This window comes from Paraburkholderia phymatum (assembly GCF_038900715.1).
In the GTDB taxonomy this organism is placed as follows: Bacteria; Pseudomonadota; Gammaproteobacteria; order Burkholderiales; family Burkholderiaceae; genus Paraburkholderia; species Paraburkholderia phymatum_A.
In genome coordinates, this window is sequence record NZ_JAYMRZ010000008.1 from 97764 (window position 1) to 113114 (window position 15351).

Annotated in this window: 13 protein-coding genes; 3 read left to right on the plus strand and 10 right to left on the minus strand. The window is 63.4% G+C overall.

Annotated elements, in window-relative coordinates:
* Positions 1 to 1623: an ABC transporter ATP-binding protein gene (locus tag VSR68_RS16705; RefSeq protein WP_342940914.1), complete on the minus strand. Its 1623-nt coding sequence runs from the start codon at positions 1621 to 1623 to the stop codon at positions 1 to 3.
* Between the two features lie 268 nt (positions 1624 to 1891).
* On the opposite strand from VSR68_RS16705, the gene VSR68_RS16710 reads away from it, so the two are divergent.
* Positions 1892 to 2821 (plus strand): LysR substrate-binding domain-containing protein, encoded by a 930-nt coding sequence (locus tag VSR68_RS16710; protein ID WP_087735332.1) that lies wholly within the window; start codon positions 1892 to 1894, stop codon positions 2819 to 2821.
* Between the two features lie 79 nt (positions 2822 to 2900).
* Here the strand turns inward: VSR68_RS16710 and VSR68_RS16715 are convergent, their stop codons facing one another.
* Positions 2901 to 4310 carry an 8-oxoguanine deaminase gene (locus tag VSR68_RS16715; protein ID WP_342940915.1) on the minus strand — a complete coding sequence of 470 codons (1410 nt, stop codon included), beginning with the start codon at positions 4308 to 4310 and terminating at the stop codon, positions 2901 to 2903.
* Positions 4311 to 4931: 621 nt separating this feature from the next.
* Between VSR68_RS16715 and uraH the strand changes: the two genes are divergently transcribed.
* Positions 4932 to 5285 carry a hydroxyisourate hydrolase gene (gene uraH, locus VSR68_RS16720; protein WP_342940916.1) on the plus strand — a complete coding sequence of 118 codons (354 nt, stop codon included), beginning with the start codon at positions 4932 to 4934 and terminating at the stop codon, positions 5283 to 5285.
* Between the two features lie 226 nt (positions 5286 to 5511).
* On the plus strand, positions 5512 to 6705 hold the full coding sequence (locus VSR68_RS16725) for a urate hydroxylase PuuD (protein ID WP_342940917.1): 1194 nt from the start codon (positions 5512 to 5514) through the stop codon (positions 6703 to 6705).
* Positions 6706 to 7236: 531 nt separating this feature from the next.
* Here the strand turns inward: VSR68_RS16725 and VSR68_RS16730 are convergent.
* The 8 genes from VSR68_RS16730 to ldcA form a co-directional block, all read right to left on the minus strand.
* Positions 7237 to 7752: an ureidoglycolate lyase gene (locus tag VSR68_RS16730; protein WP_342940918.1), complete on the minus strand. Its 516-nt coding sequence runs from the start codon at positions 7750 to 7752 to the stop codon at positions 7237 to 7239.
* Complete coding sequence (gene alc / locus VSR68_RS16735; RefSeq protein WP_342940919.1) at positions 7749 to 8759, minus strand: allantoicase; 1011 nt, start codon at positions 8757 to 8759, stop codon at positions 7749 to 7751. The genes VSR68_RS16730 and alc overlap by 4 nt, the downstream gene beginning before the upstream one ends.
* Positions 8760 to 8894: 135 nt before the next feature.
* Positions 8895 to 9416, minus strand: a complete 522-nt coding sequence (uraD, locus tag VSR68_RS16740; RefSeq protein ID WP_342940920.1) for a 2-oxo-4-hydroxy-4-carboxy-5-ureidoimidazoline decarboxylase — start codon at positions 9414 to 9416, stop codon at positions 8895 to 8897.
* On the minus strand, positions 9413 to 10366 hold the full coding sequence (puuE, locus tag VSR68_RS16745; RefSeq protein ID WP_342940921.1) for an allantoinase PuuE: 954 nt from the start codon (positions 10364 to 10366) through the stop codon (positions 9413 to 9415). Before puuE ends, uraD begins: the two co-directional genes overlap by 4 nt.
* A 155-nt stretch (positions 10367 to 10521) precedes the next feature.
* On the minus strand, positions 10522 to 11406 hold the full coding sequence (locus VSR68_RS16750) for an aspartate/glutamate racemase family protein (RefSeq protein WP_342940922.1): 885 nt from the start codon (positions 11404 to 11406) through the stop codon (positions 10522 to 10524).
* A 54-nt stretch (positions 11407 to 11460) separates the two neighbouring features.
* Entirely contained in the window at positions 11461 to 12957 is a 1497-nt protein-coding gene (locus VSR68_RS16755) for an NCS1 family nucleobase:cation symporter-1 (RefSeq protein WP_342940923.1), read from the minus strand.
* Between the two features lie 379 nt (positions 12958 to 13336).
* Positions 13337 to 14053, minus strand: a complete 717-nt coding sequence (locus VSR68_RS16760) for a GntR family transcriptional regulator (protein WP_342940924.1) — start codon at positions 14051 to 14053, stop codon at positions 13337 to 13339.
* Between the two features lie 343 nt (positions 14054 to 14396).
* Positions 14397 to 15323 carry a muramoyltetrapeptide carboxypeptidase gene (gene ldcA, locus VSR68_RS16765; RefSeq protein WP_342940925.1) on the minus strand — a complete coding sequence of 309 codons (927 nt, stop codon included), beginning with the start codon at positions 15321 to 15323 and terminating at the stop codon, positions 14397 to 14399.
* Positions 15324 to 15351: the final 28 nt, after the last annotated feature.

Here is a 15351-nt window from a genome sequence, read left to right on the forward strand (position 1 = left end):
TCATGCATGCGCCGGCTGGCCGGCCGAAGGCGGCGCACCTTCGCGATCGCCGAAGAGACCCGCCATCCAGCGGCCGATTTCCTCCGCGTTCGTGTCGCCTGTCTTTCGCGACGGCGACAGCCGCCCGCGTGCCAGCACGGCCAGGCGATCGCAAATGTCGAACAGTTCTTCGAGTTCCTCGGAGATCACCAGAATCGCAACGCCGCGCGCCGACAGATCCAGCAGCTGCTGCCGGATGAACGCGGCCGCGCCGACGTCGACGCCCCATGTCGGCTGCGCGACGACGAGCACCTTCGGCGCCTGCAGAATCTCGCGCCCGACGATGAACTTCTGCAGATTGCCGCCAGACAGGCTCTGCGCGAGCGCGCCGTCGCCGCCGCAGCGCACGTCGAAGGCTTCGATGCAGCGCTTCGCGAACGCCCGCATCGCGCCCGCGTCGATCCAGCCCGAGCGGACCATCTGCTGCCGATGCGCGGTCAACAGCGCGTTCTCCGCAAGCGACATCGCGGGGACCGCGCCGCGTCCCAGACGCTCTTCGGGCACGAACGCGAAGCCCAGCTTGCGGCGCGCCGCGGCGCCCAGCTTGCCCGCCGGCTTGCCGCAAATCGTCACGGCATCCGCGCGATGGCCCTTGTTGCCGTTGTGCTCGCCCGACAGCGCTGCGAGCAACTCGGCCTGCCCGTTGCCCGACACGCCCGCGATGCCGAAAATCTCGCCCGCATGCACGCTGAAGGACACATCGTCGAGCGACGTGCCGAACGGATCGTCGCTCGACGACGACAGATGCTTCACGTCGAGCAGCACGTCGCCCGGCACGTGCGCGCGGCGCTCGTAATCGGGCAGCGAATGGCCGACCATCAGCTGCGCCAGCGACGCGTGCGTTTCTTCGCGCGGCTTCACGTGGCCCGTCACCTTGCCGCCGCGCATCACGGTCGCCGTGTCGCAGAGTTCCTGGATTTCGTCGAGCTTGTGGCTGATGTAGAGAATGCTGCAGCCCTCCGACGCGAGACGGCGCAGCGTCTCGAAGAGCTTGCGCACGGCTTGCGGCGTGAGCACGGAAGTAGGCTCGTCCATGATCAGCAGACGCGGGTTCTGCAGCAGGCAGCGCACGATCTCGACCCGTTGCCGCTCGCCGACCGTGAGGCTGTGCACGTGACGCTGCGGATCGATGTCGAGCCCGTAGTCCGCCGACACTTCGCGGATGCGTTTGCCGAGCGCTTTCAGATCGAACGGCTCGTCGAGCGCGAGCGCAATGTTCTCGCCGACCGTCAGCGTCTCGAACAGCGAGAAGTGCTGAAACACCATGCCGATGCCGAGCTTGCGCGCGGCGGCGGGACTCGCGATCTCGACGGGCTGTCCTTCCCAGCGGATTTCGCCTGCATCCGGTCGCACCGCGCCGTAGATGATCTTCATCAGCGTGCTCTTGCCCGCACCGTTTTCGCCGAGCACCGCGTGGATTTCGCCGGGCGCGACGATCAGGGTGACGTCGTCGTTGGCGCGCACGGCGGGATACTGCTTGCTGATGCCCGCGAGCGCGAGGCGCGGTGTGGCGCCGTCGCTACGGTTTGCGCCGTTTGCGTGTGCGCTGCCGCCCGTCGGGCTGACTGAAGATGTGTCGCTCATGTTGTTCCGTATTACGCGTGATGCCGCCAGCACGCGGCCTCACGCGTTTCCCCGATTGAATTGCCCGCCTGGACGCGCGTGTCGTGGTGCCGCAGCCGATCGACGATACCGAAATCGACTCCATCAGTCGAGCCGCCAAAATTCCCGCAGAGCCGCGCCACTGCACGGTTTGCGGGTATCCCTCCCTTGACGCCCCCCTATCTCTATATTAAAACGCATATAGCCCCACCCCGGTTCGATCAGCCTGAACATATATTTCGGAGAAGTCATGAGCCAACAACGCGAGGCGATCGACACTTACCTGCTGCGCGTCTTGCACACGCTTCTGATGGAGCGCAGCGTCACGCGCGCCGCCGTCAAGCTGAACCAGTCCCAACCCGCCATCAGTGCAGCCCTGCGCCGGCTGCGCGACATCACGGGCGACCCGCTGCTCGTGCGCGGCAAGTCCGGCATGGTGCCGACCGAGTACGGGCTGCGCCTGCTCGAACCCGTCCAGAATGCACTGCGCGAGATCGAACGCATTAAATTTCAGCAGCACAACTTCGACCCCGCGACGTCGATCCGCTGCTACCGGATCGGCTGCCCGGACTACCTGAACGTGCTGTTCGTACCGACCGTCGTCGAGCGCTTCCGCCAGGCCGCGCCGAACGCGACACTCGAGTTCCACTCGCTCGGACCAGCGTTCGACTATGAACTGGCGCTCGAGGACGGCAAGCTCGATATCGTCGTCGGCAACTGGCCGGAACCGCCTGAGCAACTGCACCTGTCGAACCTGTTCGTCGACCAGATCGTGTGCCTGATGAGCAACACGCATCCGTTCGCCCGGCGCGGCGGCCTGACGCTCGACCAGTATCTGAACGCGCCGCATCTCGCGCCGACGCCCTATTCCGTCGGCCAGCGCGGCGCGATCGACGTGCATCTGGCCCGCGAGCGGCTGAAGCGCCACGTCGTCGTCACGCTGCCGTACTTCAACCTCGCGCCTTACGTGCTGATCAAGTCAGACCTGATCTTCACGACGACGCGCCTCTTCGCCGACTACTACGCGAAGTTCCTGCCGCTGACCGTCGTGCCCGCGCCGCTCGACTTCCCGCCGATGCAGTATTACCAGTTGTGGCACGAGCGCGTGCACTACTCCGATGAAGTGCGCTGGTTGCGCAGCCTCGTCGCGGAGGCGACCAAAACGCTGGTCGACAAGTAAAGCACGACGAAAAAAGCACTATGTTGCAGGCGGCGGTTGTCGAACCGCCGCTTTGCTTTTTAAAGCTGCCGTTTCGCTTTTAAGCGGCACTTTCGTACAGCGACTTCGCAAGGCTGTTGTGCCGTTCGATCACGGAGCCGAGATCCACCGTCGTCAGCACGCCGTCCTTCACGACGATCTTTCCGCCGATCACGCTCGTCGACACCTGCGACGGCGCGCAGAACACAAGCGCCGCGACGGGATCATGCAGTGCGCCCGCAAAAAACGGCTGACGCAGATCGAACGACACGAAATCCGCTGCCATGCCGGGAGCCAGCGCGCCGATATCGTCTCGGTTCAGCACCTTTGCACCGCCGAGCGTCGCGATTTCGAGCGCTTCGCGCGCGGTCATCGCGTCAGGCCCGAAACCGACCCGCTGCAGCAGCAACGCCTGACGCACTTCGGCGACCATCTGCGCGCCATCGTTCGACGCCGATCCGTCGACACCCAGCCCGACGGGCACGCCCGCCAGCCGCATCTTCCTTATGGGTGCGATACCCGACGCGAGCCGCATGTTCGAGCACGGACAGTGCGTGACGCCCGTTCCCGTGCGTGCGAACAGGTTGATGCCGGCATCGTCGAGTTGCACACAGTGCGCATGCCATACGTCGCGACCGATCCAGCCCAGGTCCTCGGCATACTCGGCCGGCGTCATGCCGAACTTCTCGCGGCTGTATGCAATATCGTTCACGTTCTCGGCGAGGTGCGTATGCAGCGACACGCCGTATTGCCTAGCCAGTGCAGCCGATTCGCGCATCAGGTCGCGGCTCACCGAAAACGGCGAGCACGGCGCGACGACGACGCGCAGCATCGCGTAGCGCCCTTCGTCGTGATACGTTTCGATCAGGCGTTGCGTGTCCTTCAGGATGTCCGCTTCGCTTTCGACGACGGAATCGGGCGGCAGGCCGCCGTCCTTCTGTCCGACGCTCATGCTGCCGCGGCTTGCATGAAAACGCATGCCGATGCGGCGCGCGGCGGCGATGCTGTCGTCGAGACGGCTGCCGTTCGGATAGATGTACAGGTGATCGCTCGACGTCGTGCAGCCTGAGAGCAGCAGTTCCGCCATCGCCGTCAGCGTCGAAATTTCGATCATCTCAGGCGTGAGATTCGCCCACACCCTGTACAGATTCGTCAGCCAGCCGAACAGCTCGGCGTTCTGCGCGGCGGGAATCGCGCGCGTCAGGCTCTGATACATGTGATGGTGCGTGTTGACCAGTCCGGGAATGACGAGATACCCCGTCATGTCGAGAATCTCGTCGGCCGTGTCCGGCAGTTCCGCGGTCCGGCCGACGGCGACGATCCGGTTGTCTTCGATAAAGAGGCCGCCGTCGCGCAGTTCGCGCCGCTCGCCGTCCATCGTCACGAGCACGTCTGCGTGCCGCACCAGCATCGTCTTGCCGCGCTGGCCGGTTGTTCGCGTCGCGCCCGTTGCCTGGGTTTGCATCGTCATTCGTTTCTCCAGTGCCGCCCTGTTCGCCGCCACGCGATGCCGCTGTCGCCGTCGCTGCCCGCTGCATAGGATTGCATGCGGTCGCCTTCTGCTGCATCGATCTGCACGCGATCACTGTCCGCGGCAGTCCGGGCGTGTGCAAAAGTCGTTCGAACGCGATGTCGCCGGCACGCCACCGTGCCGCCGCGTCCCGTTCGAACGCCGTTGGCCCGGTTACCCGGCGTGCTCCGCCGTCTTCGGGATGCACGGCCGCGCCGTGCATGGGCGTAACCTTCGGGCAACAAAATTGCGCTGGCAACTCGGGAGGTCACGATACCCGGATTCACGCAGTGCATATAGTCGGTATTTTTGGTGCCTGTACGATCGGACAAGCGCGGCCATGCCGATTCGGACTGCACTCGACTACCCTTGCAGAGGCTTTCAGCGGGTCGTCATGCGGCAGCGATTATCTTTCCTATCGCTCGCTCGCGTAGATGAACAATGTTTCTACAATGAATGTCACGGCGCTCGCTTCAATCCGCCGACGGGTATGTAGCCACTGACGTGGAGCCTCGATCCGCCGCAAACTGTGATGGATCGGGCCGCCGCTGAAACCTCGCATCTACACAAGGACAATCGCGAATGGGCAAGCTCACTACCCACGTGCTCGACACGGCAAACGGCCGTCCCGGCGCCGATATCAAGGTCGAACTGTTTGCGCTTTCCGGCGACACGCGCCGTGCGCTCAAAACCACCACCACCAATCACGATGGCCGTTGCAACGAGCCACTGCTCGAAGGCGATGCACTGACCGTCGGCGAATATGAACTCGTATTCCATGCGGGCGATTACTTCGCGTCGATCGGCACCCAAGTGCCGGAGCCGCGCTTCGTCGATCGCGTCGTCCTGCGTTTCGGCATCGCCGACGCAGGCGCGCATTATCACGTGCCGCTACTGGTGTCGCCGTGGTCGTACAGCACCTATCGCGGCAGCTGACGCGGAGCGAAGCGGTGCCGCGTACACGGGCGCATGCGTTTCGCCGATGACATGGAGACATTCGCGAAGTGCAGTCTGGACTGGCGCGATTCATCGGCACCCAAGTACATCTTATTGTCGTTGCATGCACTGAACCTTTGGCGGATATGCAGCGCCGCAACAGCATCGCATTGCGCGCAGCATACGAGATGCGGCGCGAACAACGAATCAGGAGTGGAGGAGTTTCATGGAAGGCTTTATTACCGACTGGCTGAATCTCGCGATTCGCTGGTTTCACGTGATCGCCGCAATCGCCTGGATCGGCGAGTCGTTCTATTTCGTCGCCCTCGATAACAGCCTGAAGCCGCCTGTGGACCCGAACCAGCGCCGGCGCGGCGTGTTCGGCGAACTGTGGCATGTGCACGGCGGCGGCTTCTACAACATGCAGAAGTACACCGTTGCGCCACCCGAGATGCCCGACGACCTGCACTGGTCGAAGTGGCCGTCGTACACGACGTGGCTTTCCGGCTTCGGTCTCTTCACGGTGCTGTATCTGTTCGCGCCGAACACGTATCTGATCGACAAGAATGTGCTCGACATGGGCCCCGTCGTCGCGATCTTCTCGGCACTCGGCTTCCTCGCGGCAGGCTGGATCGTCTATGACTCGCTGTGCCGCATCCTCGGCAACCGGGACAAGCTGCTCGGCATCTGCGTCGGCGTTTATGTGCTGATCGCGGCCTTCCTCGCCTGTCACATCTTCGCGGGCCGCGCAGCGTATCTGATCATGGGCGCGATGCTTGCGACGATCATGTCGGCGAACGTGTTCTTCGTGATCATTCCGGGGCAGCGCAAGATGGTCGACGCGATGCTCAAGGGCGACACGCCGAACCCGATCTACGGCAAGCGTGGCAAGCAGCGCTCCGTGCACAACACGTACTTCACGCTGCCCGTCGTGTTCGCGATGCTGTCGAACCACTACGCGATGACGTACACGCATCCGTACAACTGGGCGGTGCTCGTCGTGATCATGCTGGCGGGCGCGCTGATCCGCCAGTTCTTCGTGATGCGTCACCGCGGCCAGGTGCTGTGGTATCTGCCGCTCGCCGGCGTCGCGCTGATGTTCGGCGCGTTGTTCTGGACGATGCCGAAGCCGGTCGTGCCCGTCGCTGAAGCCGCGAACGCGCCCGTCATCAAGGTCGCCGATATCGTGCCCGTGTTGCAGCAACGCTGCGTCGCGTGCCACTCCGCGCATCCGACGCTGATGGGCAGCGCCCCCGCCGGCGTGCTGCTCGATACGCCCGACGAAATTTCGATGAACGCGCAACGTATCTATCAGCAGGCCGTGACGCTCAAGGCGATGCCGCTTGGCAACGTCACGCATATGACCGACGGCGAACGGCAACAAATCGCCGCGTGGTTCCAGGGCGGCGCAGTGAAATAAAACACGAGGTGTCGATGACGGGCGCAAGCCCGTTTCTTCGAGGTTAGCGGGCTGTTCGCGCAAGCGGCTGCCCGCTTTTTTTGCGTGTTGAATGCGCGGGGCTGCACGTTTGCATGCGGATGAATCGATGCCTGTGTGTTTGCAGCCCAACGCCATAGCATGCGCATTTGGCAGGTGTTATGCGGCCCTGGATCTACAGGCCGGATACTGCGCCGAGTGCTGCTCGGTAGCTTCAATTATCGGCAAAAGCCTTCGGGGCAAAGCCTGGTCGAAGACTACCCGCTCAACCTGTTCCGTGAAGAATTTTCATCGCGCTGGATGAACGCCGCAATACATCAGTAGCTGCCGCGCACTCCAAAGAAGCGCATATGGTTCAGCGGCTAGTCGAAGTCGAATGCAATCGAAGCGCCAGGTCTCTCCGAGCCCGATCCCACGCCCGCCAACAAAAAAGCCCATCGCAGACATTCGTCCGCAACGGGCTTTCACTTTGTCACCGAAGCACCGCGCACGACGCGATGCGTGCCATCACACTCAAACCGCTAAAGCACTCAACGCCTCTTCAGTGAGCCACAGCGACGCCGTGAGATCCCGCTCGTTGAGATTGAGCCCTTCGCCGCCGCGATCGACGACGATGAAATCGCTCACTTCACCCAACGCGATCAGCGGATGGTGCCACACGCCTTTCGCGTAGTTCACACCCTGCCAGCCGCTCGTGACGAACGCGCGAATCTTCGACTCGTCGAGTGCGCCGGCCGGCGCGACCACGACCAGATACGGCTTGTCGTTCAACGGAATGAACGCCTGGCTGCCGAGCGGATGACGTTCGAGCATCTTCACTTCGAACGGCAGCACGCGCGGCTGCCCGCGAAACAGATTGACGAGCGTGCGGCCGTCCTGATCGGCGACATCGACTTTCGCGAGATCGTGATAACGGATCGTCGTGCCGAGATTGATCGGGATCTGCTTCGCACCTTCCAGTTCGATCACGTCGCCGAATGGCGCGAATGCTTCGCGCGTCAGCGGTTCGATGGCGAGTGTCTTCGTCATGCGAGCGTGCCCCACAGACGCAGACGCGACACGCCGCCGTCCGGAATGATGTTGAAGCGGATATGCGTGACAGGGCCGAGCGCCGCGATCTCGCTTTCGAAGAAATGCTGCTTGTCCATCTGCAGCTTCTGTTCGCCGAGCAGCACCGGCCAGAACATCGCCTGCGTGATCAGCGAACTGTCGGTGCCGCCCGTCACGTATGCGGCCTGCAGCGAGCAGCGATCGGGAAAGTTGCCCTTGAAGTGCGCCGTATCGACTTCGATCTTGGTGATGACGCCCGGCTGCGCGAGCGCGACGATCGCCCAGTCGTTGCCCGGCTCGCGGCGTCGGCGCGTTTCCCAGCCGTCGCCCATGTTCACGCCGCGGCCTGGCATCAAGAGCGTCGACGCCGCGCCGAAGTGCTGATTGTTCGCGGCGACCAGATACGCGCCGTTTTCCATCGCGGCGAGATCGAACAGATCGGTGCGGCTCGCGCCCGCCCAGTCGACTTGCGGCTGGCCGTACACGCGCAGGCGCGCGATGCCGCCGTCCGGATAGATGTTCACGCGCAAATGCGTGTACGCGTTCGTGTCGCCCACTTCGACGTAGTGATGGCTATTGCCTTGCAGCGTCGTCGACGGAACGATCTCGGTCCATTGCGTCGACTCGTTCGGCGCGCCGTCCGTCACGCGCGCCGCTTCCACCGATGCCGCCGGCGGGAAGTTGCCCGTGAAGTGGCTCGTGTCGATATCGAGTCCCTTGATGACGCCCGGACGCGCGAGCTTCACGATGCACCAGTCGTAGCCCGTCGTGCGCTTGCGGCGCGTCTCCCAGCCGTCCATCCACTTGCCGTGCTCGTCGTACTTGCCGGGGATGAAGACGGCGGGCTCGGGATTCAGCATGCGCTCCTTGGGCGCGAAGAAATCGTCGCTGGATTCGAGCGCCTGTGCGCCAAGACGCGGGTCCGCGAGATTCACGAAACGGCGGGTGAACTCGGGTGCGTTGGGATCGAGAATCGGGAGTGCCATCTTTGTCGTCCTTGCTGTCGGGTTGTTGCTTTGTGCGGGTGCGCCGTGCGGGTGCTTCGTGCGGGTACGTTGTGCGAATGCCGTGGGCGCGCGATGTGTCGCGACGCAATGCCGAGCGCGCGTCGAGCGCGACGCTCACGCGCTGATCAGATCGTCGAGACGGAAACGCGCGATGCGATAGATCTGGTCGAGGCTCGCGCGCAGCTCGTCGGCGCGGCTGTTGCTCACACGCGATTCGAAGTTCGCGATGATCCCGTGCCGGTCATAGCCGCGCACCGCGAGAATGAACGGAAAGCCGAACTTCTCGCGATACGCCGTGTTCAGGCGCAGCAGCTTGTCGAACTCTTCCTGCGTGCATTGATCGAGACCGGCGCCGCTCTGCTCGCGCGTCGATTCGGCCGTCAACTCGCCGCGCACGGCCGCCTTGCCCGCGAGTTCCGGGTGAGCGTTGATCAGCGCGAGCTGCTTCGCTTCGCTCGCTGTTTCGACGGCGTTCGACATCGTCGCGTGCAACGCGTCGATACTCGCGTAAGGACGCTGCGCGGCCGCCACTTCGGCGACCCACGGCGAGTGCTCGAAGATGCCCGACAGCGCCGCGACGAACGCGTCGGTCGAGATCCTGTTCAATTGGTCGAGTGTGTATTGCATCGCCTTCATGCCGCCGCCCCGCGGTTGTCCTGTGGTTGATAGGGGTGATGCTCGCGCCAGTGACGCGCGATATCGACGCGCCGCGAAACCCAGACGCGCTCATGCTTTTCGATGTGGTCGAGAAAGCGCTGCAGCGCGCGAAAGCGTCCGGGGCGGCCGAGCAGACGGCAATGCATGCCGATCGACATCATCTTCGGCGCTTCGTCGCCCTCTTCGTACAGCACGTCGAATGCGTCGCGCAGATACGTGAAGAAATGGTCCGCCGTGTTGAAGCCTTGCGGCGTCGCGAAGCGCATGTCGTTGGTGTCGAGCGTGTACGGCACGATCAGTTGGGGCACCTTAGCGCCGCCCGTCACCTCGACGTCCATCCAGAACGGCAGGTCGTCGCCGTAGTAGTCGGAGTCGTACAGGAAACCGCCGTATTCGGCCACGAGCCGGTGCGTATTGGGACTGTCGCGGCCCGTGTACCAGCCGAGCGGCCGCTCGCCCGTCACGCGCTCGATCGCTTCCATGCCGAGGCGCATGTGCTCGGCTTCGCGTTCGGGCGACATGTCCTGATAGTGAATCCAGCGATAGCCGTGACACGCGATCTCATGGCCCAGCTCGACGAACGCGCGCGCGACTTCCGGATGCCGTTCGATCGCCATGCCGACGCCGAATATCGTCAACGGCAGGCCGCGCTTTTCGAACTCACGCAAGATGCGCCACACGCCGGCACGCGAGCCGTATTCGTAGATCGACTCCATGCTCATGTGACGCGATGGATACGCCGTCGCGCCGACGATCTCCGACAGGAACTGTTCCGAGCCCGGATCGCCGTGCAGCACGCAGTTCTCGCCGCCCTCTTCATAGTTGAGAACGAACTGGACCGCGACGCGCGCGCGTCCTGGCCAGTCAGCCTGCACGGGATGACGGCCGTAGCCGATCAGATCGCGTGGATAGTTCGAATCGAGTGACATGATGTGAATGACGCAGCGGTTGACGTGAGCGGTTGCAAGTCTGCGCCGGCGGACGTCGTGAAAGCGGCGAAACGCGCTACGGCAGGGCCGGCAGGGTTGAACCAGTGTAGCGAAAACACCCGGGTGCGCCCATACACCCGGGCAGATAGTGCGTGTCAGACAGAATGTATGTGCGGCGCAATATCGGCGGCGGGGTCTGCGCGCAGCGCGTTCGCGTTGACCCGCAGCAGCGCACCGTTAGTGCCCGTCACGACATCCGCGCCGGGCGCGGCTTGTTGCCCGCATGCCGCGTCGGCGGGCGCATCACCCGTCGGACTGAAGCGCGCGAATTCGCCGTCATAGCGCTTCGCGAGCGGTCGCGCATAGTCGCCGCGCTTGGCCGTTGCGAGGCGCAAAGCGACGAGCGCCTCGACCCACTTGACGGCGGCCGTCACGCCTTCGATCACGGGCGCGCCCAGCGCGTCTTCAATCTCAGCGCACAATTCCGCCATCCCCGCACAGCCGAGCACGATCGCGTCCGATCCATCCTCGTCGAGCGCGCGGCGGCATTCGTCGAGAATGATGCGCCGTGCCGCCGAGCCAGGCTGATCGAGTTCGAGCACGGCGACATCGGTGGCGCGGACGTTGCGGCAAAAACGCTTCATGCCGTAGCGCTCGGCCAGATGCCAGGCCATCCCGCAGGTGCGCGACAGCGTCGTCACTACCGAGAAGCCCGGCGCGAGCACGCTCGCCGCATGCATCGCCGCTTCCGCGATGCCGATCACCGGGCCGCGCGCCAGTTCGCGCGCCGCATAGAGGCCAGGATCGCCGAAACACGCAATCACGTAGCCGTCGAATCCCTCACGCTCGCCCGCCTCGACTTCGGCCAGCAGCCCCGGCGTGGCGAGCGCTTCGTCGTAGTAGCCTTCGATCGACGGCGGGCCCATCGTCGGGCTCACCGCCACCAACTCCGTCCCCGGCGCGACGACGCTGCGCGCACAACGGCCCATGGCCTCCGTCATCCGTTGCGTCGTGTTCGGGTTGATCAGTTTGATACGCATGTCAAGAACTCCTATTGCACCCTTCGGCATCCTTTGATGAACCGTCATGCGCGTTCATGCACCACGTTGCAGCTTACGGGCCAGCACACTGTAGAACACTGCACCGAGTCCCGCGCCGATGAACCACGAGAAGTTCGCCAATCCGTCCAGCGACGGCACCATCACGCAGATCACCGCGATCAGTGCAGCCGGCAGCAGCGCAGCCACTGCACGATAGTTCACGCCATTGTGATACCAGTACGCGCCCTTCTCCGACACCGTGTACAGATCGTCGAGCACGATCTTCTGGCGCTTCACGAGGAAGAAGTCGACGATCAGGATGCCGTACAACGGTCCGATGAAGCTGCCGAGCACGTCGAGCGTGTAGTGGATCACTGCCGGGTTGTTGAACAGGTTCCACGGCGTGATGAAGATCGACGCGACGGCAGCGAGCATGCCGCCTGCGCGCCAGCTGATGAGCTTCGGCGCGACGTTCGAGAAATCGAATGCAGGCGACACAAAGTTGGCGACGATGTTGATGCCGATGGTCGCAATCGTGAACGTCAGTGCACCAAGAATCACGGCCGTCGGATAGTCGATGCGGCCCACCGTTTCGACGGGATCAGTGATGAGCTCGCCGAACACGGGCAGCGTCGCGGCCGTCGTGATGACCGTCACCAGCGAGAACGCGAGGAAGTTGACGGGCAAGCCCCAGAAATTGCCGCGCTTGACGCTGCGAAAGCTCTTGCCGTAGCGCGAGAAGTCGCCGAAGTTCAGCATCGGGCCCGAGAAGTACGACACCACCAGCGAGATCGCCGTAATCATCACGGGGATCACTTCCATGCCGTGATACTTCACGCCGCCGAGGTTGATGCCGATGTTCTGCCAGCCGGCGCGCCACACCATGTAGCCGGCCAGGATGAACATCACGACATACACGGCCGGGCCGGCGAAGTCGATGAACTTCTTGATCGTCTCCATGCCGTTCCAGAACACGAATGCCTGCAGCACCCACAGCAACATGAAGCCAGCCCAGCCGATCGTCGACAGGCCCATGAAGCCGTGATGATGCACATCCGCGTAGGGCAGCAACTGCGGGAAGAACTTGAGCACGACGATGACGAGCGCGCTCGATGCAAGATACGTCTGGATGCCATACCACGCGACGGCGATGAGGCCGCGGATCACGGCAGGAACGTTCGCGCCCAGCACGCCGAACGTTGCGCGGCACGCAACGGGATACGGCACGCCGTTGAGCTGGCTCGGCTTCGCGATCATGTTGCACAGCAGGTTCACGATCGTGATGCCGACGAGCAGTGCGATCAGCACCTGCCAGCTCGTGAGGCCCAGCGCAAACAGGCTGCCCGCGAACACATAGCCGCCGACGCTATGCACGTCCGACATCCAGAACGCGAAGATGTTATAGGCGCCCCACGTCTGATGCTTCAACGGCGCGAGGTCTTCGTTGTACAGACGCTCGCTGTAGCCCGCCGGAAGCGCGTGACCGCTTTGCGCGCCGCTCTCATAATCGGGAATTGTCGAACTATCCGGTGCTGCACTGAACTGAGCCATGGATTCCTCCTAAGGTGGGAACGTCGACGGGAATCGACGAGCATTGCATCGTGTATGCCAGACGCGCGACCGGCCCACCATGTGGGTCTTGCCGATGCACGGCGCCTGCACGTTGCCGCGGGTGTCTCCGTACTTACGTACTTGTTTTGATGGTCCGGCAGGCTTTCCGCGAATGCCTGCAAGGCTTTGCCGCGTCGGCATGGCCGCTTGATGAGCAACCACGCCTTACGGTCTTTCGGTCTCGATACGCGCCGGGTGCGGCTCGTATCGGTTCATGTCCCGGTTGGCCTGTCGGCCGGTTTTGTGATCAAACGCAGTTCACTTCAGTGCAGCGCGCACCGCCTGCGAGCGCGGGCGTGCATCACGCATGCACTTTGATTCAGCCGGCGGCGAGCTTGGGCACACGCATGCCGAATACTTCATGTAGATCGGTTCCACCGCTTGCCGGCCGGTCAAGCATCTTCAGCTCGACGCTCTGCAGATGGCGCGACATCAGCGCGCCCGCTGTCTTCGCGTCGCCCGCGTCGATCGCCGCGAGAATCGCTTCGTGATCTTCGAACGAACAGGGGCTGCGGCCGAGCGATTCATACAGCGCCGAAATCAGCGTCGAACGCGCGACCAGGCCGTTCAGGCAATCGCACAGCACGGTGTTGCCCGTCAGCGAAGCAAGCTCCGTATGAAACTCGCCCGAGAGCCTGATCCACGCCGGGAAGTCACGCGACTCGAACGCCCTGCGCTCGCGGGCGATCATCCCGCCGATGCCCTTCAACCGCCGCGAGCCCTGGCCCGCGCAAATCTTGTCGACGACGGCCAGCTCGATAATCCGGCGCATCTCGAACACTTCATGCACTTCCTGCAGCGACGGACTGGCGACAAACGCGCCGCGGTTCGGCTCCAGATCGACGAGGCGGTCGGTGGCCAGCAGGGCCAGCGCCTGCCGGATCGGTCCGCGCTTGACGCCGAACACGTCGCACAACTGCGCTTCCGTCAATTTCGCGCCGGGCGCAAGCCGATGCTCGAGGATGGCGGCGCGAATGCGCTCGGCGATCGCTTCGGGTTTCGTGCTGCTCGCGGCGGCGTTAGGTATCTCTGACATGATGAGCGTGGTGTTATGGGGTCCATCTTAGGACGGACATAAAAATTGTCAACAATTTAAGCCTCCGATTTTCGACAATTTCAGTTAGGACTGACGTGCCCAAAACTATCCGAAACGGTCTCTGGCGGCTTTCCCTTGTGGCTGAGCGACCAATCGAGTCGATTGAAGCCATTCTCCTCTGACGAACATTTTGTCAACAAAACTTGCGACTACCATAGTCGAGTACAAATTGGCAGACGCGGAATTGGCGAGACCGTTAGTTGCGTGTGCTGGTCAAGACAAAGGCGAGTCGCCTCGCCTTTCTCCGCCGGAATGCGAGGCGTTGCCCCGCACTTTGCGTCCCTTACTCGAGCACGGGATGTCCCGACACCGTCAGCTTGAATCCATGCGCGCCCGCGACGAGATGCGCCTGCGCGCCGACGGGCAGCGTCACCATGTCGGGAATGTGGCCGAACGGCAGGCCCGTCACGACGGGAATGCCGACCACCGACCTCACCTGCTCGATCATCGCGTGAAGATCGTAGCCATTGTCGTAGTCGAACGGCTTGCCGCCCGAAAAGTCGCCGAACACGAGCGCCTGCTGCCGCTCGAGGATCCCCGCGAGATGCAGTTGATAGATCAGGCGCTCGATCCGGAACGGCTGCTCGTTGACGTCCTCGATGAACAGGATGCCGCCCTCGACGGGCGGCATATATGGCGAGCCGACCAGCGACGCCAGCACGGCCAGATTGCCGCCCCATAGCGTGCCTTTGACGTCGACGGCCCGCGCTTGCGGGAGCGTGCTCGAAATCGTGTAGGTATCCGAAGTCAGCGCGTGCCAGAAGTGCTTCATCGTGAAGTCGCTGACGGTTTCCGCGCCGAAATCGACCGCGAGCATCGGGCCGCCGAAAGTCGTCACGCCCGCCTGCGCCAGCAGCGCGAGCTGGAGCGCGGTGAAATCGCTGTGGCCCACGAACGCGATCGGCTGGTCGCGCAAGCGGCGTTGCAGGCCAGCGTAGTCGAGCCCGTGCAGAATGCGCACGGCGCCGTAGCCGCCGCGCACGGCGAGCACGATGTCGGGCAGCTCGCGCGACGAGTCCGCCAGCCGGTTCAGTTCCGCCGCGCGTTCGCCGTCGGTGCCGGCAAAGCGCTGGTAACGCCGCTGCGTCGCGTCGATGTTTTCGACGCGATGCCCTTGCGCGCGCAACCGTTTCAGCGCGAGATGAATTGCGTTCGGGTCGTGCGGGTAGCCCGAAGGCGCGATCAGTTCGATGGTGCGATGCGTGGCCATATCAGCCTGTTGTTCTGTTGACGGGATT